23 protein-coding genes and 1 riboswitch are annotated in these 18,485 nt (G+C 67.9%); of the genes, 15 read left to right on the top strand and 8 right to left on the bottom strand.

The window, feature by feature from the left end:
- Positions 1 to 10 precede the first annotated feature (10 nt).
- Positions 11 to 562: a CGNR zinc finger domain-containing protein gene (locus AB0L70_RS01820; protein ID WP_363678854.1), complete on the bottom strand. Its 552-nt coding sequence runs from the start codon at positions 560 to 562 to the stop codon at positions 11 to 13.
- A 62-nt stretch (positions 563 to 624) separates the two neighbouring features.
- Between AB0L70_RS01820 and AB0L70_RS01815 the strand changes: the two genes are divergently transcribed.
- Genes AB0L70_RS01815 through AB0L70_RS01800 form a run of 4 tightly spaced genes read left to right on the top strand, consistent with a single transcriptional unit; the run spans position 625 to position 3,724 of the window.
- Entirely contained in the window at positions 625 to 1,011 is a 387-nt protein-coding gene (locus AB0L70_RS01815; protein WP_363678852.1) for a carboxymuconolactone decarboxylase family protein, read from the top strand.
- A complete protein-coding gene (locus AB0L70_RS01810; protein WP_363678850.1) occupies positions 1,008 to 1,916 on the top strand; it encodes a hypothetical protein in 909 nt (302 codons plus the stop codon). Before AB0L70_RS01815 ends, AB0L70_RS01810 begins: the two co-directional genes overlap by 4 nt.
- Positions 1,917 to 1,931: 15 nt before the next feature.
- Positions 1,932 to 2,300 (top strand): DUF1304 domain-containing protein, encoded by a 369-nt coding sequence (locus tag AB0L70_RS01805; RefSeq protein WP_363678848.1) that lies wholly within the window; start codon positions 1,932 to 1,934, stop codon positions 2,298 to 2,300.
- 47 nt (positions 2,301 to 2,347) lie between these two features.
- Entirely contained in the window at positions 2,348 to 3,724 is a 1,377-nt protein-coding gene (locus AB0L70_RS01800) for an MFS transporter (protein WP_363678846.1), read from the top strand.
- Here the strand turns inward: AB0L70_RS01800 and AB0L70_RS01795 are convergent.
- On the bottom strand, positions 3,714 to 4,355 hold the full coding sequence (locus AB0L70_RS01795) for a LysE family translocator (RefSeq protein WP_363678844.1): 642 nt from the start codon (positions 4,353 to 4,355) through the stop codon (positions 3,714 to 3,716). The genes AB0L70_RS01800 and AB0L70_RS01795 overlap by 11 nt on opposite strands.
- Positions 4,356 to 4,434: 79 nt before the next feature.
- Positions 4,435 to 4,581: riboswitch (cobalamin riboswitch) on the top strand.
- A gap of 31 nt (positions 4,582 to 4,612) precedes the next feature.
- Between AB0L70_RS01795 and AB0L70_RS01790 the strand changes: the two genes are divergently transcribed.
- The 4 genes from AB0L70_RS01790 to AB0L70_RS01775 all read left to right on the top strand — a co-directional run bounded on the left by AB0L70_RS01790 (position 4,613) and on the right by AB0L70_RS01775 (position 6,586).
- Positions 4,613 to 4,810, top strand: coding sequence for a CbtB-domain containing protein (locus AB0L70_RS01790; protein WP_363678842.1), 198 nt, complete (start codon positions 4,613 to 4,615; stop codon positions 4,808 to 4,810).
- A 5-nt stretch (positions 4,811 to 4,815) separates the two neighbouring features.
- Entirely contained in the window at positions 4,816 to 5,571 is a 756-nt protein-coding gene (locus tag AB0L70_RS01785; protein ID WP_363678840.1) for a CbtA family protein, read from the top strand.
- Positions 5,568 to 6,119, top strand: a complete 552-nt coding sequence (locus tag AB0L70_RS01780) for a histidine phosphatase family protein (RefSeq protein WP_363678838.1) — start codon at positions 5,568 to 5,570, stop codon at positions 6,117 to 6,119. Before AB0L70_RS01785 ends, AB0L70_RS01780 begins: the two co-directional genes overlap by 4 nt.
- 83 nt (positions 6,120 to 6,202) lie before the next feature.
- Positions 6,203 to 6,586: a hypothetical protein gene (locus AB0L70_RS01775; protein ID WP_363678836.1), complete on the top strand. Its 384-nt coding sequence runs from the start codon at positions 6,203 to 6,205 to the stop codon at positions 6,584 to 6,586.
- On the opposite strand, the gene AB0L70_RS01770 is transcribed toward AB0L70_RS01775, so the two are convergent.
- The 4 genes from AB0L70_RS01770 to AB0L70_RS01755 are packed head-to-tail and all read right to left on the bottom strand — an operon-like array spanning position 6,587 to position 9,185.
- Positions 6,587 to 6,964 (bottom strand): VOC family protein, encoded by a 378-nt coding sequence (locus AB0L70_RS01770; RefSeq protein ID WP_363678834.1) that lies wholly within the window; start codon positions 6,962 to 6,964, stop codon positions 6,587 to 6,589. It lies immediately after the preceding gene.
- Positions 6,965 to 6,973: 9 nt separating this feature from the next.
- Positions 6,974 to 7,570, bottom strand: a complete 597-nt coding sequence (locus tag AB0L70_RS01765; protein ID WP_363678832.1) for a class I SAM-dependent methyltransferase — start codon at positions 7,568 to 7,570, stop codon at positions 6,974 to 6,976.
- A 33-nt stretch (positions 7,571 to 7,603) separates the two neighbouring features.
- Positions 7,604 to 8,452 (bottom strand): fumarylacetoacetate hydrolase family protein, encoded by an 849-nt coding sequence (locus AB0L70_RS01760; protein ID WP_363678830.1) that lies wholly within the window; start codon positions 8,450 to 8,452, stop codon positions 7,604 to 7,606.
- Between the two features lie 22 nt (positions 8,453 to 8,474).
- The gene (locus AB0L70_RS01755) at positions 8,475 to 9,185 is read right to left on the bottom strand and encodes a GntR family transcriptional regulator (RefSeq protein ID WP_363678828.1); all 711 of its coding nucleotides are present in this window, start codon (positions 9,183 to 9,185) and stop codon (positions 8,475 to 8,477) included.
- Between the two features lie 121 nt (positions 9,186 to 9,306).
- On the opposite strand from AB0L70_RS01755, the gene AB0L70_RS01750 reads away from it, so the two are divergent.
- From AB0L70_RS01750 to AB0L70_RS01720, 7 genes are read left to right on the top strand one after another with little or no spacing between them, the layout of a single operon-like run.
- The gene (locus tag AB0L70_RS01750) at positions 9,307 to 10,392 is read left to right on the top strand and encodes a substrate-binding domain-containing protein (protein ID WP_363678826.1); all 1,086 of its coding nucleotides are present in this window, start codon (positions 9,307 to 9,309) and stop codon (positions 10,390 to 10,392) included.
- The gene (locus AB0L70_RS01745) at positions 10,389 to 11,480 is read left to right on the top strand and encodes a mandelate racemase/muconate lactonizing enzyme family protein (RefSeq protein ID WP_363678824.1); all 1,092 of its coding nucleotides are present in this window, start codon (positions 10,389 to 10,391) and stop codon (positions 11,478 to 11,480) included. The genes AB0L70_RS01750 and AB0L70_RS01745 overlap by 4 nt, the downstream gene beginning before the upstream one ends.
- The gene (locus AB0L70_RS01740; protein WP_363678822.1) at positions 11,477 to 12,550 is read left to right on the top strand and encodes an ABC transporter permease; all 1,074 of its coding nucleotides are present in this window, start codon (positions 11,477 to 11,479) and stop codon (positions 12,548 to 12,550) included. Before AB0L70_RS01745 ends, AB0L70_RS01740 begins: the two co-directional genes overlap by 4 nt.
- Positions 12,547 to 13,542 (top strand): ABC transporter permease, encoded by a 996-nt coding sequence (locus AB0L70_RS01735; protein ID WP_363678820.1) that lies wholly within the window; start codon positions 12,547 to 12,549, stop codon positions 13,540 to 13,542. Before AB0L70_RS01740 ends, AB0L70_RS01735 begins: the two co-directional genes overlap by 4 nt.
- Positions 13,539 to 15,056 (top strand): sugar ABC transporter ATP-binding protein, encoded by a 1,518-nt coding sequence (locus AB0L70_RS01730; protein ID WP_363678818.1) that lies wholly within the window; start codon positions 13,539 to 13,541, stop codon positions 15,054 to 15,056. Before AB0L70_RS01735 ends, AB0L70_RS01730 begins: the two co-directional genes overlap by 4 nt.
- A complete protein-coding gene (locus tag AB0L70_RS01725) occupies positions 15,053 to 15,892 on the top strand; it encodes an amidohydrolase family protein (RefSeq protein WP_363678817.1) in 840 nt (279 codons plus the stop codon). The genes AB0L70_RS01730 and AB0L70_RS01725 overlap by 4 nt, the downstream gene beginning before the upstream one ends.
- A 47-nt stretch (positions 15,893 to 15,939) precedes the next feature.
- Complete coding sequence (locus AB0L70_RS01720) at positions 15,940 to 16,476, top strand: DUF664 domain-containing protein (RefSeq protein ID WP_363678815.1); 537 nt, start codon at positions 15,940 to 15,942, stop codon at positions 16,474 to 16,476.
- A gap of 3 nt (positions 16,477 to 16,479) precedes the next feature.
- On the opposite strand, the gene AB0L70_RS01715 is transcribed toward AB0L70_RS01720, so the two are convergent.
- The gene (locus tag AB0L70_RS01715) at positions 16,480 to 17,322 is read right to left on the bottom strand and encodes an alpha/beta fold hydrolase (RefSeq protein WP_363678813.1); all 843 of its coding nucleotides are present in this window, start codon (positions 17,320 to 17,322) and stop codon (positions 16,480 to 16,482) included.
- A gap of 37 nt (positions 17,323 to 17,359) precedes the next feature.
- Positions 17,360 to 18,481 carry a DNA polymerase IV gene (locus tag AB0L70_RS01710; RefSeq protein ID WP_363678811.1) on the bottom strand — a complete coding sequence of 374 codons (1,122 nt, stop codon included), beginning with the start codon at positions 18,479 to 18,481 and terminating at the stop codon, positions 17,360 to 17,362.
- Positions 18,482 to 18,485: the final 4 nt, after the last annotated feature.

Here is an 18,485-nt window from a genome sequence, read left to right as displayed (position 1 = left end):
GAAGGCCCAGTCAGACCGACTGGGCCTTTCGTGCGCGGTGGGCGCGGACCCGGCCCCTGGTTGCGCAGGCCGGGTTGGGACACCAGCGGCGGCGGCCGGTGGTGTCCAGGAAGACGCCCCGGCAATCCGACTCGGAGCAGGCGAAGAGGAAAGTGCGCTCGGGTCCGGTCAGGTGGTCAACGGCTTGCCGGGCGATCCGATTGAGGGCAGCGGTCGTGGTCGCCGGGCGGCTGCGGACGAGGCGGTCGGTGACCGTCAGCGTGACGGGATCGGAGTCGAGGAAGCGGCCGAGTGCCTCCACCGGCTCCGGATCGGGCACGGCGTCGTCGACAGTCGCGAGCGCGATCGGACGCAGAATCTCGCGCAGGTCCCATCCGGCCTGAAGGTCCGCGGCTCGCACCGGACGGGTCGGCCCCAGCTCGACCAGGTCCAGCCACTCGGCGAACCGCTCGACCGTCGGGATCCGCTCCACCGGGTTGTCGCCGAAGTGCGTGCCCCGGGTGGCGAGCAGGTTCAGCCACGTCGCGCCACAGTCCAGCCTGAACTCCATCCGATCTGCCACCTGGACATCGTAACGCTTCAGGCGTTACGTTGGTAACGGTTCAACCGTTACAGGAGGATGCGATGCAGGACGCCGTACTCGATCAGGCCGCTGGCCACGAGTTGCTCGACCAGTTGCAGGACCCGGCTTTGCTTGACGCCACGTTCGCTCCGTTGGAGCAGGTCGCGCCAGGTTTCGCCGATTGGATCGTGACCAGCCTGTTCGGCGGTACCTACCAGCGCGAAGGACTGTCGCTGCGCGACCGGCAACTGATCAACCTGGCCGCACTCGCGGCGCTCGGCGGTGTCGAGCCCCAGTTGGCCGGACACATCCGCACCAGCCGGCGGATCGGCATGAGCCCGACCGAGATCGCCGAGGTCTTCGTGCATCTTGCGCCGTACGTCGGGGTGCCCAAGGCGCTCGCGGGACTCCGGCTCGCTACCGCCGCGTTCGCTGAGGAGGCATCGTGATTCGGACTGTCCTTGGGGACCTGCGGCCGGAGGCGCTGGGGGTGACCGACTCGCATGACCACCTGTTCTTCCGTTCGGCGATGCTGCCGGGACAGGAGCTCGACGACGAGGTTGCCGCGGTGGCCGAGGTTCGTGCCTTCGCGGCGGCGGGTGGGCAGGCGATTGTGCAGTGGACGCCACACGGGTTGGGTCGACGGGCCGAGCTGTTGCCCGGAATCTCAACCAGCACAGGGGTTTCGCTGATCGCGGCGACCGGGTTGCATCGGCGCGAGCACTATCCGGACGGCTTCGTCGACAAGGTGCGGGACCAGCTGGCCGAGATCTTCGTCCGGGAGCTGACCGTTGGCATCGGCAACAGTTCGGTCCGGGCCGGACTGATCAAGGTGGCCGGTGGGTTCCACATCCTGGATGCGCATGCGGAGCTGGTGATGCGTGCCGCGGCCGAGGCGCATCACGCGACCGGTGCGTCGATCGCGATTCACCACGAGCTCGGTTCCGCGGCTGACGCCGTACTGGATCTGCTCGTCGATGAGCTCGACGTACATCCGGCGGGGGTGATCCTTGGGCATCTCAATCGGTTCCCGGATTACCGGCGGCACCTCGAGTTGGCTGAGCGGGGTGCTTGGCTCGCGTTCGACGGGCCGTCGCGGGCCAACAACGCGACCGATCCGCGGCTGATGGACTGCCTTGCCGCGTTGGTCGACGGAGGTTATGCCGACCAGCTGCTTCTTGGTGGCGACACCACATCCGCGCGGGCTCGTGCCTCTACAGGCGAAGGCCCCGGCATCCCGTACCTGCTCACGCACCTCCGGCCGCGGATCGCCCGGCATCTGGGTGAGGACGTCGCAGACGCGGTCTTCAGGGTCAACCCCGCGCGCGCCTTCAGCACGGATTGGCGGGCCTGAGAGTAGGTTTCGCGCATGAACGTGGTCGCGCAGATCTTCGTGGTGATTGCCGGGCTTTTCCATGTCGCGGTGTTTGTGATGGAGAGCCTGCTGTTCCGGAAGCCGAGTACGTACAAGCGGTTCCTGGTCAAGGACGAGACCGAGGCAGCCGCGGCGCGGCCGTGGGCGTTCAACCAGGGGTTCTACAACCTGTTCCTGGCCATCGGCGCGCTCGGTGGGCTGATCTGGGGCGGTGACAAGGGGCACGCGATCGCGTTGTTCGCCTGCGCCTGCATGGCGGGTGCCGGTCTCGTCCTGGTCGCCTCCGACCGCCGGATGCTGCAGGCCGCGGCCACCCAGGCCGTCCCGCCGATCGCCGCGCTGGTGCTCGCCGCGGTGCTGTGAAAAATGCGCTTGACTTAAAGTGCACTTGATATCCGAGGGTTCTAGGCATGACCACCACTGCCGAGCCCAGCACCGACCTGCCTCCTGACACCGGCGGCGTCCTCTCGCCGCGGTACCGGGCGCTGACGGTCGGAATGGTTGCCCTGATCACCTTGGTCGCCTTCGAAGCCCTCGCGGTCGCGACGGCGATGCCGACCGTCGCCCAATCGCTGAACGGACTCAGCCTCTATGCCCTCGCGTTCGGTGGCCCACTCGCGTCCGGTGTCGTCGCGATGGTCGTCTCCGGCACCTGGAGCGACCTCAAAGGACCGACCCGCCCGCTCTGGCACGGGACCGCGTGGTTCCTCGCCGGCCTGATCATCGCCGGCCTGGCGCCGTCCATGGAGATCCTGGTCGCCGGCCGGATCATCCAAGGGTTCGGCTCCGGGCTGCTGACAGTCGCGCTGTACGTCGTCGTCGGGCACCTGTATCCGGCCCGGTTGCGCCCGCGCATCTTCGCCGCGTTCGCGACCGGTTGGGTCGTGCCGTCCCTCGTCGGTCCCGCGATCGCCGGGCTGATCGTCGAGCACGCCAGCTGGCGGATCGTGTTCCTCGCCGTACCGGCCATCGCGATCCCGGCCGCTCTCGTGATGCGGCCCGGCCTGGCGCACGGCACCGCGCACGAGCCACGGACGGGACGACTGTGGGACAAGCGGGCGATGTGGGCGGTCGCCGCCGCGATCGGGGTCGGCCTGCTCTACTACGGCGGCCAGCAGCGCGGCGTACTCCAGGTCGTCCTGCTGGCGCTCGGACTGGCCGCGGTGGTTGTGTTCGGGCCGAAGCTGCTTCCGCGCCGGACGTTCGTCCTCGGCCGCGGGCTGCCGTCGGTGATCGCGCTGAGAGGGCTGGTGGCCGCGGCCGGGTTCGGGTCCGAGGTGTTCCTGCCGCTGATGCTGACCCGGGAGCGCGGTCTGTCGCCGTCGCTCGCGGGCCTGGTGCTGACGGTGAGTGCGCTGAGCTGGACCGCCGCGTCCTGGTACCGCGGCCGGCCGAAGCAGCCGTTCTCCCACGGGGTGTTCCTGCAGGCGGGCATGGTCTCGATCGTGCTCGGTATCGCGACCGCCGTGCTGACCCTCAACCCGCATGTCCCGGTCGTGGTCGCCATCTTCGGCTGGAGCCTGACCGGTCTCGGCATGGGGACGGTCTTCCCGACGCTGTCGGTGCTCGTGCTCGAGTACTCCGAGCGCGAGGAGCAAGGCACCAACAGTTCCGCGGCGCAGCTCAGCGACTCGTTGTCGACGGCAACGATCTTGGCCGTCGGTGGATCACTCTTCGCCGCATTGGAGCCGCACTCGGCGGTGACGGCGTACCTGGTGGCTTTCGGACTCCCGGCCCTGTTCGCGCTGATCGGCGTACAGGCGGGTCGGCGGACCGCTACTCCTTAGAGCCCGTCACGGCGATGCTGGCGCCGAGGCCGATGATCATCAGGCCGCCGGTGCCGCCGACCAGTTCGAGCCGGCGCGGTGAGCGAGCGAACCACTCGCGCGCCGTGCCGGCGACGACGGCCCAGACGCTGTCCGAGCAGAGCGCGATCAGGATGAAGATCAGGCCGAGGATGAGGATCTGCACCCAGGCCGGGCTGCTCGCGCCCTTGTCCACGAACTGCGGCAGCGCGGCGGCGAAGAACACGGCCGTCTTCGCGTTGGTGACTCCGACCAGGAAGCCCTGTCGCACCGTCTTACGGCTGTTGCCGGGCTTCACGCCTCTGGTCATCGCCTCGACCAGCGACTTCCGGGTCCGGAACGCGTGCACACCTAGATAGATCAGGTACGCCGCTCCCGCGAGCTTCACCACGGTCAGCGCGATCGCGCTCGCGGCGATCAGCGTGCCCAGGCCGAGGGCGACCGCGACCAGCATCACCGCGGCGCCGATGGTGTTGCCGAGCATGGTCAGTACTGCCTCCCGCCGCCCGACAGCGAGCGCTCTCCCGACGATGAACAGCACGCTCGGGCCGGGAATGACGATGAGGACGAACGACGTGATCGCGAACGCGATGAGGTGATGAGCCGACGGCATCCTGTCAGAGTAGATGCGACACCGTCGCGCCGCACTACTTAGTTCGTAGGGTGGGATACATCACCGGCGCGCCGTACCACGTTGACCGGGCTCTGCCCGTGCACCTACGGTTCGAGGGACAAACTGCGGTGCCATGAGGGAAGCCGGTGAGAGTCCGGCACGGCCGCGCCACTGTGAGCGAGCTTCGGCTCGTGAGTCAGGACGCTCGGGCACCAGCAGCCTTTCGAAGGGGACGCGCACTTCCCCAGGAGGTCACGATGGCAGCTCCTGCCCGCTCGGTCGCCGTACCGGCACTCTCTCCCCGGCTTCTCGCCGTCTCGCTGCTCAGCGTCGGTCTGATGCTTCTGCTCGCCTACCTGGTCGGGTTCGACCAGGGTGCGGTCTCCCAGTCCGGGATGTACCTGCACGAGCTGATGCACGACGGCCGGCACCTACTCGGCGTTCCCTGCCACTAGATCTCATGCGCACCTTCGGATCGCTCCTGGTGCGCGGACTGATCGTCGGACTCTTCGCCGGCCTGCTGGCCGGAGCATTCGCCACCGTGATGGGCGAACCGCGTGTCGACGCGGCCATCGCGATCGAAGAGGCCAACTCCTCCTCCGCGCACACCCATGATCATGGCGACGGCACCGAGCCGGCCGCCGAAGAGAAGCCGCTGGTCAGCCGCGACGGCCAGAAAGCCGGCTTGTTCCTCGCCACCAGCCTGTACGGCGTCGCCCTCGGCGGCATCTTCGCCGTCGGCTTCACCCTGCTCCGGCGCAAGCTCCGGACCGAGAACGACTCGTACGCCGCTCTGGGTCTGGCCGCGGCCGGATTCGTCGGCATCGTGCTCGTCCCGTTCCTCAAATACCCGCCGAATCCACCCGCGGTCGGTGATCCGGACACGATCACCAGGCGCACGGTCACCTACCTGCTCACGCTGGTGATCGGCCTGCTCGCGGTCTGGGCCGGTGTCGCCCTGTCCCGGTGGGCGGCTCGGTACGGCGACGTCGCCCGGCTCGCCGGTGGGGTGATCGGACTCGTCCTCACCGTCTTGGCGGCGTACCTGATCCTGCCGCGAATCAACGAGGTTCCGGAGACGTTCCCCGCTACGCTGCTCTGGCAGTTCCGGTTCGCCTCGCTCGGTACGCAGGCGACGCTGTGGCTCCTACTCGGCTTCGGGTACGCCGCCACCGTGGACCGCCGGCTGACCCGACAGAAAGTGGTTGCGGCTTGACGGAGCTGACCCTCCTCGCACACGCCCTCACACCCGCACTTCGTGGACTCCGGCTCGGCGGCGACGCCGAGCCGGATCCCGCGGGTGTCGAGGCTGCTCGTGAGCTGAAGCTCGACGCCGATGTGGTGTACGCCGGCCCCGAGCGGGCCGCCGTACGCACCGCCGAGGCCCTCGGCCTGACCCCGGTGATCGAGCCCGCGCTGCGGGACCGTGAGTACGGCGAATGGTCCGGCCGTGGGCTCGAGGAGGTGCTCGCGGCGGACCCGCAGCGGGCAGCGGCCTGGCTCGAGCGCCCGCACACCGCGACCCCGGGCGGTGAGACGGAGAACGACGTACTCGCGCGCGTCGCCGACTGGCTCGGTGACCTGGGTCAGCTCTCCGAAGACCGCCGTACGGTCGTCGCCGTCGTGCACCCGGCCGTGGTCCGCGCGATCGTTCTCTATGTGCTGGACGCGCCGGCCGAGTCGCTCCGCCACGTGGATGTCCGGCCACTCGCCGCGATCAAGCTGTCGTCGTACGCCGGTTCCTGGTCGTTGGCGTTCCATTAAGTCCGCGCCGGGATGCGCTTTCCGGAGAAGCGAATCGCGGCTTCACGTCGCCGTGGGTTGGCGGCAAGGTGTATGACGGAACAGTGACGCTGACCGAAGCCCGCAACCACCTCCGCTCGGAGCTGCTTCAGGTTGCTGCGACCGTCGTACCGGACCAGACGCCGGCTGTGACGCAGGATGTCGGCCCGGCCAACCAAGGCGCCCTCTCCGACGACCGCGGCCGTGAATCCATGTGCACGATCACCGTCGAAACCGGCGACCCGGCGACCCCCGACACCGAAGCCAAGATGAGCTTCGCGGCCGAGACCCTCGAAGCCCGTGGCTGGAAGGTGGAGGTAGCCCCCGTCACCAACGGTCACCACCACCTCAGCGCCCGCCGCCAGGGCTACGACCTCACCGTAGACGCCGCGGCCGACGACTGGCGCCTGACGTTCACCGGCCAAACCCCCTACGTCGACGACCTCTGATCAGTTGGTGGCTTCGCGTTCGGCGGCGCTTCGCAGGACGCAGAATTCGTTCTGTTCGGGGTCGTGCATGATGACCCAACCGGTGCCGTCCGGCTCGCGGTGGTCCTGGTAGATGGTGGCGCCGATGGTGAGCAGCCACTCGACCTCTTCGTCGCGCGGGCGGTCTGGTTCGAGGTCCAGGTGGAGGCGGTTCTTGGCCGCCTTCTCGTCGTTGTTGCGCTCGAACAGCAACGTCATCGAGTCCGTCACCACCGCCGCGTACGGATCTTCAGGGTGGTCGTCGTCCGGCCGCGGTGCCTTCAGCACCTGTAGCCAGAAACCGGCCAGCTCATAAGGGTCGTGGGCATCGAACGTCACCGTCCGCACGCGTGAAGTCATGGTCGCACCCTACTTCTGGAAGAGGAGCCGGTCCGCGGGAATTTCCACCTCGCGGTACGCCGTGAAGCCGGCCGCGACCGCGATCTCGGTGAGTTGCTCGGGCAGCCACCGATGAACGTGCACGTCCATCGGCAGACCGCCGTACCCAGAGGTCTTGTGGGTGACCTCCGTGCCGACGTGGAAGCCGAGCAGCAGCACGCCTCCGGGCGCGAGCACGCGATAGAACTCGGCGAACCCCTGCGGCACCATTTCGCGAGGCAGATGGATGATCGACCACCACGACACGATCGCACCGAACGCAGCGTCGGCAAGGTCCAGCGCGGTCATCGAACCGACCCGGAAGTCCAGCCTTGGATGGTCCCGCCGCGACACCTCGATCATCCCGGGGGACAGGTCGATCCCGATCACCTGAAGCCCGCGCTCCGCGAGCAGCCCGGTGGTCCGGCCAGGCCCACATCCGACGTCGAGCACCGGACGGGACCCGGCCAGTTTCGCGACCAGGTCGAAACCCTCGGCCTCCCAGTCAGCACCGTCCTGCACGAGCTCGGCGTACGAGGTCGCGACGGTGTCGTAGGACGTGGAGATCCGAGCCAGCTGATCTGTCATGGCGCGACCCTAGAGGGCCGCGCCGACAGAAAATCAGGCCTTGCCGAGGGACTGCTTCTGACGGCCCAGGCCGTCGATCTCCAGCTCCATCGTGTCGCCGGGGACCAGGTACGGGAAGCGGCCGGACAGCGCGACGCCCTCCGGGGTGCCGGTGTTCAGGACGTCGCCGGGGCTCAGCACCATGAACTGCGAGAGGTCCCGGATCAGCGCCGCCACCGAGAAGACCATGTCCGCGGTGGTCGAGTCCTGCCGCACCTCGCCGTTGACCCAGGACTTCAGCCTGAGGTTGTCCGGGTCGACCTCGTCGGCCGGGACCAGCGCCGGGCCGAGCGGATTGAACGTCTCGCAGCACTTGCCCTTGGACCACTGCCCGCCGGAGACCTCGATCTGGAAGGCGCGCTCGGACACGTCGTTCGACACCGCGTAGCCGGCGACGCAGGCGAGCGCCTCCTCGTCGGTCTCGACGTACCGGGCCTGCTTGCCGATGATGACGGCGAGCTCGACCTCCCAGTCGGTCTTGGTCGATCCGCGCGGTACGAGTACGTCGTCGTCCGGGCCGACGACGGTGTTCGGGTGCTTGAAGAACACGATCGGCTGCTTCGGCGGCTCGGAGCCGGACTCGGCCGCGTGGGCGGCGTAGTTCATCCCGATGCAGACCACCGCGCCCGGGCGGGCGATCGGGGCGCCGACCCGCAGGCCCGCGGTGTCGGCGACCGGGAGCTCACCGGCGTCGAGGGCGGCGCGCGTACGGGCGATGCCGTCGGCGGCGAGGAAAGCGCCGTCGATGTCGGCGGTGATCGAGCTCAGGTCATGGACGGTGCCGTCGGTGGCGCGCACGTACGGGCGCTCCTCACCGACCGCGCCGAGGCGCAGCAGTTCCACGGATGTCTCCCTGTTGGCGGTGTCAGCTCTTACCGGACTGGTCCTGGTCGAAGATGGGCCGCAGCCGGGCCCGGGAGGCCTCGATATGCGCCCGCATCGCCGCGGCCGCGTCCTCCGGGTCACCCTTGCGCACCGCGGTCACGACCGTCTTGTGCTCCCGCAACGCCTTCGTCGCGATGCCGCCACCGTAGTACAGCCGGAACAGGTGCAGGTGGCAGTGTGTCCGAGCGAAGGACAGCCGGGCCGTCTCGTTGCCGGACAGCTCCAGCACCAGGTCGTGGAAGCGCTGGTCGTGCGCCGCCATCGCTCGGTAACTCTCGTACGCCGGCCGGTCCGGTACGTCGGTGTAGCTCAGCATCTCGGCCTTGAGCCGGGCCAGGTCGTCGGCCGCGGCCCGCTCGGCGGCGCGACCGGCCGCCCAGGGCTCGATGTGCAGCCGGTACTCGAACAGGTCCTCGAACTCCGCCAGGGTCAGCCGGGACGACACCCGGTAGCCGCGCAGCGGCTCCTTGATCACCAGTCCGTCGGACTCCAGCCGGGCCAGCGACTCCCGGATCGGAGTCTGGGATATGCCCAGCTCGCGGGTCAGCGCGTCGATGTTCAGCCGCGTGCCCGGCTCGACCACGCTGTCCATGATCAAGCCCTTGACCGTCTCGTAGACGTCGTCGCTCAGCACCTGCCGCTGGGGCAGGCGCGTGAGCTGCCCTGCCAGACCCACATGCGCATCCGTCACTGTCGCTCCTCCCGGAAGCCATTCTGCCCGACCCGCATCGTTACCTGGGCGAGTCTTGACGCGTCCAGTGTGAGGCGGCAGCATCGGGTACGCAATATCCTATAGGATCTGGAGCCGCCCCATGACCGTCAATCTCCGGACGACCGCGGTGTTCTTGGCCGCCGTCGCCCTCGCCGCAGGCTGTACGACGAAGAACGCCGACGATTCCGGCGGCGCCAGTACCGGGGATGACGCGTCCACCTCCACCTCGTCCGGACCGGTGACGCTGAAGGACGGATCGCAGGTCAAGCTAGCGCTGATCCCGGGCGGCGCGCATCCGTATTTCCAGCCGTGGAAGACCACCGCGCAGCAGGACAAGTCCGAGTTCAAGCTCGGCGACGTGACCTTCAACGAAACCGGCGAATGGGACCAGGGCAAGCAGAACAACGTGGTCAACTCGCTGGCCGCCCAGGGGTACAACGCGTTCGGCATCTTCGGCGTGTCGCCGACCGACATCAACTCCACCTTCGAGGACCTGAAGGCCAAGGGGTTCGCGGTCGGTTCGCTGGCCTCCTGCCCGGCCGGTGACACGAACTCGGCCGACTTCTGCCTGTCCACCGACGTCGAGGCGGCGGCGTACAAGGCGGCGAAGGCGACGATCGAGGCGATCGGCGGCCAGGGCACGATCGTGCACCTGACCGGCAACAACGTCGACTCCAACACCCAGCGCCGGATCGCCGGCGTGAAGAAGGCGGTCGGCGAGACGAACGGCAAGGTCACCGAACTGCCGGTGATCACCGATATCGACAAGGACCTGTCCACCGCGCAGAAGGCGGTCGCCGACCTGCTCGCCTCCAAGGGCAAGGACATCAACGGCATCGTCACGACCGCCTACAACCCGGCCGTGGCCGCGGCCGACGGTGTTGCCAGCAGCAAGCTTCCGATCAAGGTGGTCGCGATCGACGACGACGCCAAGATCCTGGCCGGGATCAAGTCCGGCGGTGTCGCCGCGACCGTCACGCAGAATCCGGTCGGTCAGGCGTACGTCGGTGGCTGGCTGCTCGCCCTGCTCCAGTCCAAGCAATGCACGATGAAGAAGCCCGGTGTGATCGTGGACTCCGGATCCTTCATCGTCACCAAGGCCAACGTGGCCACGTACGACGACGAGCGCAAGGCGAAGACCAAGGAACTGCAGACGGAGTTCGCCTCGCAGCTGAGCTGCCAGTGAACACGGTGATCACCCGCGCCGAGGCGTTCCTGGTCGACCTCGAGGTCGAGACGGTACGCACGGACGCCGTGCAGTCGTTCCTCAAGCAGGAAACGATCTTCGTCTCTTTGTCGACATCGGACGGGCTGACCGGGCTCGGGTACTCGTACACGATCGGTACGGGCGGAACCGCCGTCCTCGCGTTGTTGCGGGACAATCTGCTGCCGCGGATGGTCGGTGCGGATGCGCGTAATGTCGAAGCATTGTGGTCGGATCTGTTCTGGTCGACGCACGCGACCACGGTCGGCGCGATCACGTCCCTGGCTCTGGCGGCCGTCGATACGGCGTTGTGGGACCTGCGTTGCTTGCGCGCCGGTGAGCCGTTGTGGCGGCTGGCCGGTGGGTACCGTCAGCAGGTGCCGCTGTACGACACCGAGGGCGGATGGTTGCATCTGACAACGGATGAGCTCGTCGCGGGTGCGTTGGCGTCGCAGAAGGCGGGCTGGCCCGGGGTCAAGCTGAAGGTCGGGAAACCTCGCGTGCACGAGGATCTCGAACGGCTCCGGGCGGTTCGGGACGCGGTCGGTCCGGCGCTCGACATCATGGTCGACGCCAACCAGTCGATGACGTATCCCGAGGCGCGTCGCCGGGCCGCTGCGTTCGAGTCTGTCGATCTGTCGTGGTTCGAGGAGCCGTTGCCGGCCGACGATGTGACCGGGCACGTGCGGCTGGCGGAGTCCACCTCGATCCCGATCGCGGTGGGGGAGTCGCTGTACTCCATCTCGCAGTTCCGGGAGTACCTCGCCGCGGGTGGGGCCGGGATCGTCCAGGTCGACGTGGCCCGGATCGGCGGGATCACGCCGTGGCTGAAGGTCGCGCATCTGGCCGAGACGTTCAACCTCGAGGTGTGTCCGCACTTCCTGATGGAACTGCATGTGAGCCTCACGGCCGCCGTACCGAACGGTCGTTATGTAGAGCACATTCCGCAGTTGCGGGCGATCACGTTGTCCGAAATGGCTGTTGCGGACGGGCATGCGGTGGCGCCGGACACGCCCGGGCTCGGGATCGATTGGGACGTCGACGCGATCGACGATCGGCGCGTTGGATGAGCGTCTCCGATACCGCGACGAAGGCTCTGCAGGAGGACGCTCCGGTCGAGAAGCCGCCACGAGGTGCACCGTGGTGGGCGAACCAGCGGATCGGGCTGCTCCTGCTGGTGGTCGTGCTGTCCGCGTTGTTCGGCGTACTGCGGCCCGCGTTCTTCAACCAGCAGCTCGTGGTGTTCCCGCTGCTGCGGGACATCGCGATGTTCACCGTGGTGGGCCTGGCGCAGCTGTGCGTACTGTCGATCGGCCACATGAACCTGGCCGTGGGCCGGATGGCCGCATTCTCGATGATGATCACCGGCATCTCCTACGACCTCTGGCACTTCAGCCTGTACGCCGGTCTGCTGGTCGGACTGATTGCCGGTACGGCGATCGGCGCGCTCGCGGGCTGGGTGATCGCGCGGACCGGTGTGAACTCGTTCGTGGTCACACTGGCGCTGGACTTCCTGCTGCTGGGGTTGATTCCGCTCGTCTACACCGGGCTGACGGACAACGCGGCGTTCGTGACGAAGCCGGCCGGGATGCGGGAGCTGCGGAACTACTCGCTGGCTGACGTTTGTATCGGGAACGTCTGTGGGTCTCCCGCCGTGCCTCAGCTGGCGATCTTCGCAGTGGTGGCGATGGCAGTGATCGGCTGGATTTACGCGCGGACGCGGCTCGGGCGTGAGCTGCTGATGACCGGCTCGTCGGTGCGAGCGGCTGAGCTGTCCGGGATCCCGACCGCGCGTCGGGTGATCGTGGCGCATGCGATGTCGGGCTGCCTGGCCGCGCTGGCCGGCTTCATGCTCGCGGTGTCCACCGGGTCGATCAAGGCGACGATCGGCGAGGAGTTCATGCTCCCGTCCTTCCTCGGTCCGATCCTCGGCGGCACGTTGCTGGCCGGCGGTTTCGTCTCGATCTGGGGCACCTTGCTGGGTACGGCGCTGACCTCTGTGATCCGCAAGGGTCTGGATCTGCTGGGCGTCGGTCTGGAGAGCCTGAACATCTACCTCGGCCTGATCCTGTTGGTTGCCTTGTCCACCGACCGGGTCCGAACCGTGCTGTCCGAGCGGCAGGAGGTGCGGCGACGATGAGGCGGTTCGTGCGGTCCACCGAGATGACGTTGCTGGTCATCTGCGTGGTCTTCTTCGTGTTCCTGGTGATCGCCTCGAGCGGGGACCTGCTCGAGGCGAATTCCTTGAGAGTGCTACTTCAGTTCCTTGCCGTGCCGGTCCTGATCGGATTGGCTCAAATGGTGGTTCTCGCAGTGGGTCAACTCAATCTGGCCGTGGGCGCGATCGGTGGATTCGCCGCGGTCGCCATGGGCGTGCTCATGGCCGATCACGGCGTACCGGTTCCGCTGGCGCTGCTGATCGGGTTCCTGCTGGCCGCGTTGGCGGGCCTGCTGAACGGCGTGGTCGTGGTGCTGACCCGGATCAACGGGTTCATCGTGACGCTGGCAACGATGACGGTGCTGCTGGGTGTGCAGTATCGGCTGGTTGGCACGCGGACGGTCGACGCGTATCCGCAGGGGTTGAAGGACTTCGGGTCGTTCGCGTTGTTCGGCGTACTGCCGTTGATCTTCCTGGTCGCGCTGGTTGTCGCCGGTGCGTTGTCGGTGCTGTTGCGGCGTACGGTTCCGGGGCGGAAGCTGCTCGCCTCCGGTGGGAATCCGATCGCGGCTCGGCTGTCGGGTATCTCGAACGACCGGTCCGTGATCGTCGCGCACACGCTGTCCGGCGCGATTCTGGGCGTGGCTGCGATCCTGACCGTCGCGTCCTCGCCCGGGGTGAACAAGAGCATCGGTGGTGACTGGCTGCTGCCGTCGTTCGCCGCGCCGATTATCGGTGGTGCTTTGCTGACCGGTGGTTCGGCGGTCGTGCTCGGGACGGTGCTGGCCGCGTTCATCGTGCGGTTCGTGGACACTGCCCGGGCCGAGTTCTCGCTCGAGCCGTCGTGGGTGAACTTCGTGGTCGGCGCCGTCGTACTCGGATCGGTGGTGCTTGGGCAGGTTCGGACGCGGCGGCAGGAGCGGCGGTCGGTCGTGAAGGCACCTGATGCCACGGTGGCGGGAGGCGTGTCATGACGCTGTTCCAGGCTGAGCAGGTGGACAAGGTCTTTCCTGGCGTACGGGCGTTGGACGGGGTGACGCTGGCGTTGGAGGCGGGCTCTGTCCACGCGCTGCTCGGGGAGAACGGGGCCGGCAAGTCCACGCTGATCAAGGTGATCACCGGGCTCTACCGGCCGGACGGTGGTCGGCTGCTGCTGGACGGGCAGGAGGTGTCGTTCGGTTCGCCGCATGAGTCGGCGTCGGCGGGGATCGGGGTCGTGCACCAGGAGCGCAACCTGATCCCCGGGTTCACCGTCGGGGAGAACATCCTGCTCCAGAAGCTGCCGACCTCGCGGGGATTGGTGGACCGGGCCGCGATCCGTTCGGAGGCGTCGCGCTGGCTGGCCGAGCTCGAGTTGGACATCGACCCGGACCAGCCGGTCACCGAGTTGTCGGTGGCGCAGGCGCAGTTGGTGGAGATCGCCAAGGCGTTGTCGGTGGAGAGCCGGGTGCTGCTGCTCGACGAGCCCACCGCGTCGATCACGCCGAACGAGGCGGCCCTGCTGTTCAGGGTTGTCGACAAACTGAAGAACGACGGGCGCGCGGTCCTGTTCGTCAGCCACAAGCTCGAAGAGGTCTTCCAGATCTGCGACACGGTGACCGTGCTCCGGGACGGCGCCTCCGTGCTGACGGGCGGCGCGCTGTCGGACCTCACCCGGGACGAGGTCGTCGACTTGATGGTCGGCCGGGTGCACGAGGCGCTCAGCCTGCCCGATCGGACCGTCGACGCCACAGCCGCGCCACTGCTCGAGCTCTCCGGAGTCAGTACGGCGACCGGCCACGCGGACGTGGATCTCGCCGTGCGCCCGGGCGAGATCGTCGGACTGTACGGGCTCGTCGGTGCCGGGCGGAGCGAGCTGGCCAAGGCGTTGCTCGGGCTGGACCGGATCACCGCGGGCGAGGTGCGGGTCCGGGGCTCCGCCGTGCGGATCCGGAATGTCCGGGACGCCTTGCGGAACTACAAGATCGGGTACGTCACGGAGAACCGCAAAGAGGAAGGCATCTTCCTCGAGCAGTCGGTCAGCCGGAACATCGCGGTCACGATCTGGGACCGACTACGCAAGGCGCTCGGCTACGTGCCGGCGAAGGCGGAGACCGCGACAGTTGCGTCGTACGTCGAGCAGTTGGGTATCCGGATCGCCTCACCTGAGCAGTACGCCGGGACGTTGTCGGGCGGGAACCAGCAGAAGGTGTCGCTGGCGAAATGGCTGGCCGCGCAGACCGAGATCCTGATCATCGACGAGCCGACGGTCGGGATCGACGTACGCACGAAGGACGCCTTCCACACGTTGATCTGGGATCTCGCGGCGAACGGGCTGGCGATCCTCCTGATCACGTCGGACCTGCCCGAGATGATCACGCTGGCCGACCGGGTCGTGGTGATGCGGGATCACCGGGTCCAAGGTGAGCTCCCGAACGATCACGACTACGACCGCATGAGCCAGCAGGTCATCCGACTCATCCACGCCGAAGGAACGACAGCCGCATGAGCAGAGTTGACGCCCATCATCACGTCTGGGACCTGACCGTCCGCGAGCAGAGCTGGATGGTGGGTCCGGACCTGGATCCGATCCGCCGGAACTACTCGATCGAGGATCTGGCTCCACTCGCCGCGGCCGCGGACGTGACCGCCACTGTGGTGGTCCAGACCGTCGGCTTGGTCGAGGAGACTGTCGAATTCCTCGAGGTTGCTGCTGGCAACGAGCTGGTCGCGGGGGTCGTCGGGTGGGTCGATCTCACCGCGCCAGACATCGCTGAGGTGCTGGCCGGTCTCCGTGCACGGCCGGACGGCTCGTACCTGAAGGGCATCCGCCACCAGGTCCACGACGAACCGGACGACAACTGGCTCCTGCGCCCCGACGTACAGCGCGGCCTCTCCGCCGTCGCCGACGCCGGTCTGGTCTACGACCTGCTCACCAAGACGCCTCACCTCCCTGCGGCGATCCAGACCGCACAGGCCCTGCCTCAGCTCACCTTCGTCGTCGACCACATCTCCAAGCCCGTCATCGGCGAGCCGTTGGACCCTTGGGCCACCCGGCTCCGTCAGCTGGCCGCTCTCCCCAACGTCACCTGCAAACTCTCCGGCATGGTCACCGAGGCCCCCTGGACCACCTGGAAACCCGCAGATCTCCAGCCGTACGCCGACACGGTCCTGGACGCCTTCGGCCCCGACCGGGTCCTCTTCGGCTCCGACTGGCCCGTCTGCCTCCTGGCTGCGACGTACGCCCAGGTAGTAGAAACCGCCGAAACCCTCACCAGCTCCCTGACGCCGGCCGAATCCGAGGCAGTCTTCAGCTCCAACGCCACCCGCACGTACAACCTCTAACCTCTCGCTCCCAGTGGTTGTCCCCGGGCATGAGTAGCCTGCGACGCATGGACTGGAGAAATCTTCCGAAGGAAGAGTGCCTGCAGGGCAACGAGGCCGAGATGATGCGGTTTGCCGTAGACCGGGTTCGGCAGCAGTTTGCTTGGAAGACGGGCGGGTTGGGAGCGGAGGGGTTGAGACAGCTACATCCGCCGTCGACCATGACGTTGGCCGGGCTGGTCAAGCACATGACGTTTGTGGAGGACGGTTTCACGGCGCGGGCGGCGGAGCAGCCGCTCGGAGCTCCGTGGGATGCGCGGAGCTGGGTCGACAACGACGAGTGGGTGTGGGGCTCGGCGGTCACCGACTCACCGGAGGAGCTGTATGCGCAGTGGTACGGCGCCACGGCCCGATCCCGGGCCACCTGGGAGCAGTTGAGTGCCGACGGTGGCCTCGACGTGGTGGTCGACACGGGCGATCCCGAATGGGCGACGAACCGTCGGCGGATCCTGATCGACCTGCTGGAGGAGTACCTCAAGCACACCGGTCATGCCGACGTACTCCGCGAAGCCGTCGACGGTCTGAGAGGCAACGACCCCGAATAGTCCTCAGTCGAGTAGCCGTAGGAGCTCGGCGCGGCAGGTTGTCCAGGCTTCGTTGTGGGGGTCGATCAATTCGAAGTGGTCGACGTGGGGGAGTTCGGTCAGGGTGACCTCGTCGCCGGCGGCGCGGGCGGCGTCCCGGTAGCGCTGGCTCTGGATGATCGGGACCGCGCCGTCCCGCGTCCCGTGGACCAGTGCGACGGGCACCTTGAGCGGGAGACGCTCGTACGGCGACGCCAGGACGTACCGGGATCGGTTGAGCTCCGGCGTCGTACCCAGGAAGTCCTGTACGGCGCTGCCGCCCAGCTGCTCGCGATAAGCGGAGATCAGGTCCAGCACACCCGCTTGAGACACGGCGCCCCGGATCCAGACCCGCGGCGAGGCGCCAGGTGCGTCCTGCGGTAGGCCACCCCGACCCGCCGCCCAGAGCGCTAGCTGCCCGCCGGCAGAGTGGCCGATAGCAACGACCTTGGACAGGTCGACCCGCGGCTCACTCGCGAGCTCGTCGATCGCCGCAGCCACATCCTCGAACGTGGCCGGCCAGCCGCCACCGTTCCCCACCCGCCGATACTCGATCGCGTACCCGGCGATGCCAACCGTCGCCAGGTCAGCCGCCAACGGGCTGGCCAGCGACATCCCGTAGTCGCTCATCCAGAACCCGCCGTGGATCACCACCGCGGCCGGTACCTTCCCGGTCCCCGGTGGCAGATGCAGCTCAGCAATCTGCGCCTCGTCCGACCCGTAGCGGACGGCCGTCGAAGCATCCTGAGGCGCCGGAGCCGGCGCGGCCTTGCATCCGGCCAACCCGGCCAGCCCAACGGCAGTCAGCAATCCGCGTCGTGTGATCACGAGAAGCTCTTCGGTGCCATCGCGCCGGCAGGATGGGTCACACGCCGGGGTGGCGAGCGTCGCGGGACGGGCCGGCGGAGTCCGGAGGTACGGCGAATTCCACCCGTACGCCGAGCAACCGGATCGGCCGACGCAGTTCGAACTTGTCCAGCAACGCCAGCGCCGTACTCGCGATGACCTCCGGATCCTGCGTGACCTCGGGCAGCTTCCGGCTCTTGATCGGCGTGTAGAAGCTGATGAACCGGACCTTCACCCACACCCGCTGGATACGCCGCCCGTCCGCAACCACCTCCCGCGTGACCTCCTCGGCGATCCGGCGCAGTTCAGCCTCGACGTCGGCCCGCTCGACCAGGTCCTCGGGGAAGGTCTCCTCCTTGCTGCGGGACACCGGCTCACGCGGTACGTCGGAGACCTCCGTGTCGCCGAGTCCCCGACCCAGAGCGGCGTACCAAGCACCCATCTTCGGGCCGAAGCGTTTCTGCAGCGTCTCGACGTCAGCTGCGGCCAGGTCCGCGACGGTGACGAACCCGAGCTCGTTGAGGTTCCGTTCCATCCGGCTGCCGATGCCCCAGAGCTCGCGCACCGGCCGATGGTCCATCACCTGACGCCAGTTGTCCCCGGTCAGGCGATAGATCCCGACGGGTGCGTCCGTACTGGCGTGTTCGAACGACCCCGCATGAGAACGAGCCTGCTTGGCGAAGGTCGTCGCGAGCTTGGCCCGGGTCTTGTTGTCGCCGATGCCGACCGAGCAGGTCAGCGTCGTCCGCGCCTCCACGGCCGCGCGGAGCTCAGCCGCGAGCTGCTCCGGATCGTCCGTCTCCGCCCCGACGAAGCACTCGTCCCAGCCCCACACCTCCACCACCACGGGGAACGACCGCAGCGTGTCCATCACCTCGGTCGACGCCGCCTCGTACGTCGCAGGATCCGACGGCAGGAACACCGCCTGCGGACACTTCTTGTACGCCGCCCGCACCGGCATCCCCGAGTGCACCCCGAACTCGCGTGCCTCGTACGACGCAGTCGCGACAACCTGCCGTGGTTGGGTCGGATCGCCCGACCCGCCGACCACGACCGGCAGCCCCCGAAGTTCCGGCCGCCGCCGGATCTCCACGGCCGCGATGAACTGGTCCATGTCGACGTGCAGGATCCACCAACTCATCGCG

The sequence above is a fragment of the Kribbella sp. NPDC051952 genome (assembly GCF_040680855.1).
GTDB lineage: Bacteria > Actinomycetota > Actinomycetes > Propionibacteriales > Kribbellaceae > Kribbella.
The sequence above is the reverse complement of the archived record's forward strand: the minus strand, read 5'-3'. Positions and strand labels throughout refer to the sequence as shown.

Coding starts and splice junctions, on each gene's coding strand:
- AB0L70_RS01795 (WP_363678844.1), bottom strand. CDS start 4,355: ATGCCGTCGGCTCATCACCTCATCGCGTTCGCGATCACGTCGTTCGTC.
- AB0L70_RS01720 (WP_363678815.1), top strand. CDS start 15,940: ATGGACTGGAGAAATCTTCCGAAGGAAGAGTGCCTGCAGGGCAACGAG.
- AB0L70_RS01730 (WP_363678818.1), top strand. CDS start 13,539: ATGACGCTGTTCCAGGCTGAGCAGGTGGACAAGGTCTTTCCTGGCGTA.
- AB0L70_RS01765 (WP_363678832.1), bottom strand. CDS start 7,570: ATGACAGATCAGCTGGCTCGGATCTCCACGTCCTACGACACCGTCGCG.
- AB0L70_RS01710 (WP_363678811.1), bottom strand. CDS start 18,481: ATGAGTTGGTGGATCCTGCACGTCGACATGGACCAGTTCATCGCGGCC.
- AB0L70_RS01800 (WP_363678846.1), top strand. CDS start 2,348: ATGACCACCACTGCCGAGCCCAGCACCGACCTGCCTCCTGACACCGGC.
- AB0L70_RS01750 (WP_363678826.1), top strand. CDS start 9,307: ATGACCGTCAATCTCCGGACGACCGCGGTGTTCTTGGCCGCCGTCGCC.
- AB0L70_RS01740 (WP_363678822.1), top strand. CDS start 11,477: ATGAGCGTCTCCGATACCGCGACGAAGGCTCTGCAGGAGGACGCTCCG.
- AB0L70_RS01805 (WP_363678848.1), top strand. CDS start 1,932: ATGAACGTGGTCGCGCAGATCTTCGTGGTGATTGCCGGGCTTTTCCAT.
- AB0L70_RS01725 (WP_363678817.1), top strand. CDS start 15,053: ATGAGCAGAGTTGACGCCCATCATCACGTCTGGGACCTGACCGTCCGC.
- AB0L70_RS01785 (WP_363678840.1), top strand. CDS start 4,816: ATGCGCACCTTCGGATCGCTCCTGGTGCGCGGACTGATCGTCGGACTC.
- AB0L70_RS01770 (WP_363678834.1), bottom strand. CDS start 6,964: ATGACTTCACGCGTGCGGACGGTGACGTTCGATGCCCACGACCCTTAT.
- AB0L70_RS01815 (WP_363678852.1), top strand. CDS start 625: ATGCAGGACGCCGTACTCGATCAGGCCGCTGGCCACGAGTTGCTCGAC.
- AB0L70_RS01790 (WP_363678842.1), top strand. CDS start 4,613: ATGGCAGCTCCTGCCCGCTCGGTCGCCGTACCGGCACTCTCTCCCCGG.
- AB0L70_RS01735 (WP_363678820.1), top strand. CDS start 12,547: ATGAGGCGGTTCGTGCGGTCCACCGAGATGACGTTGCTGGTCATCTGC.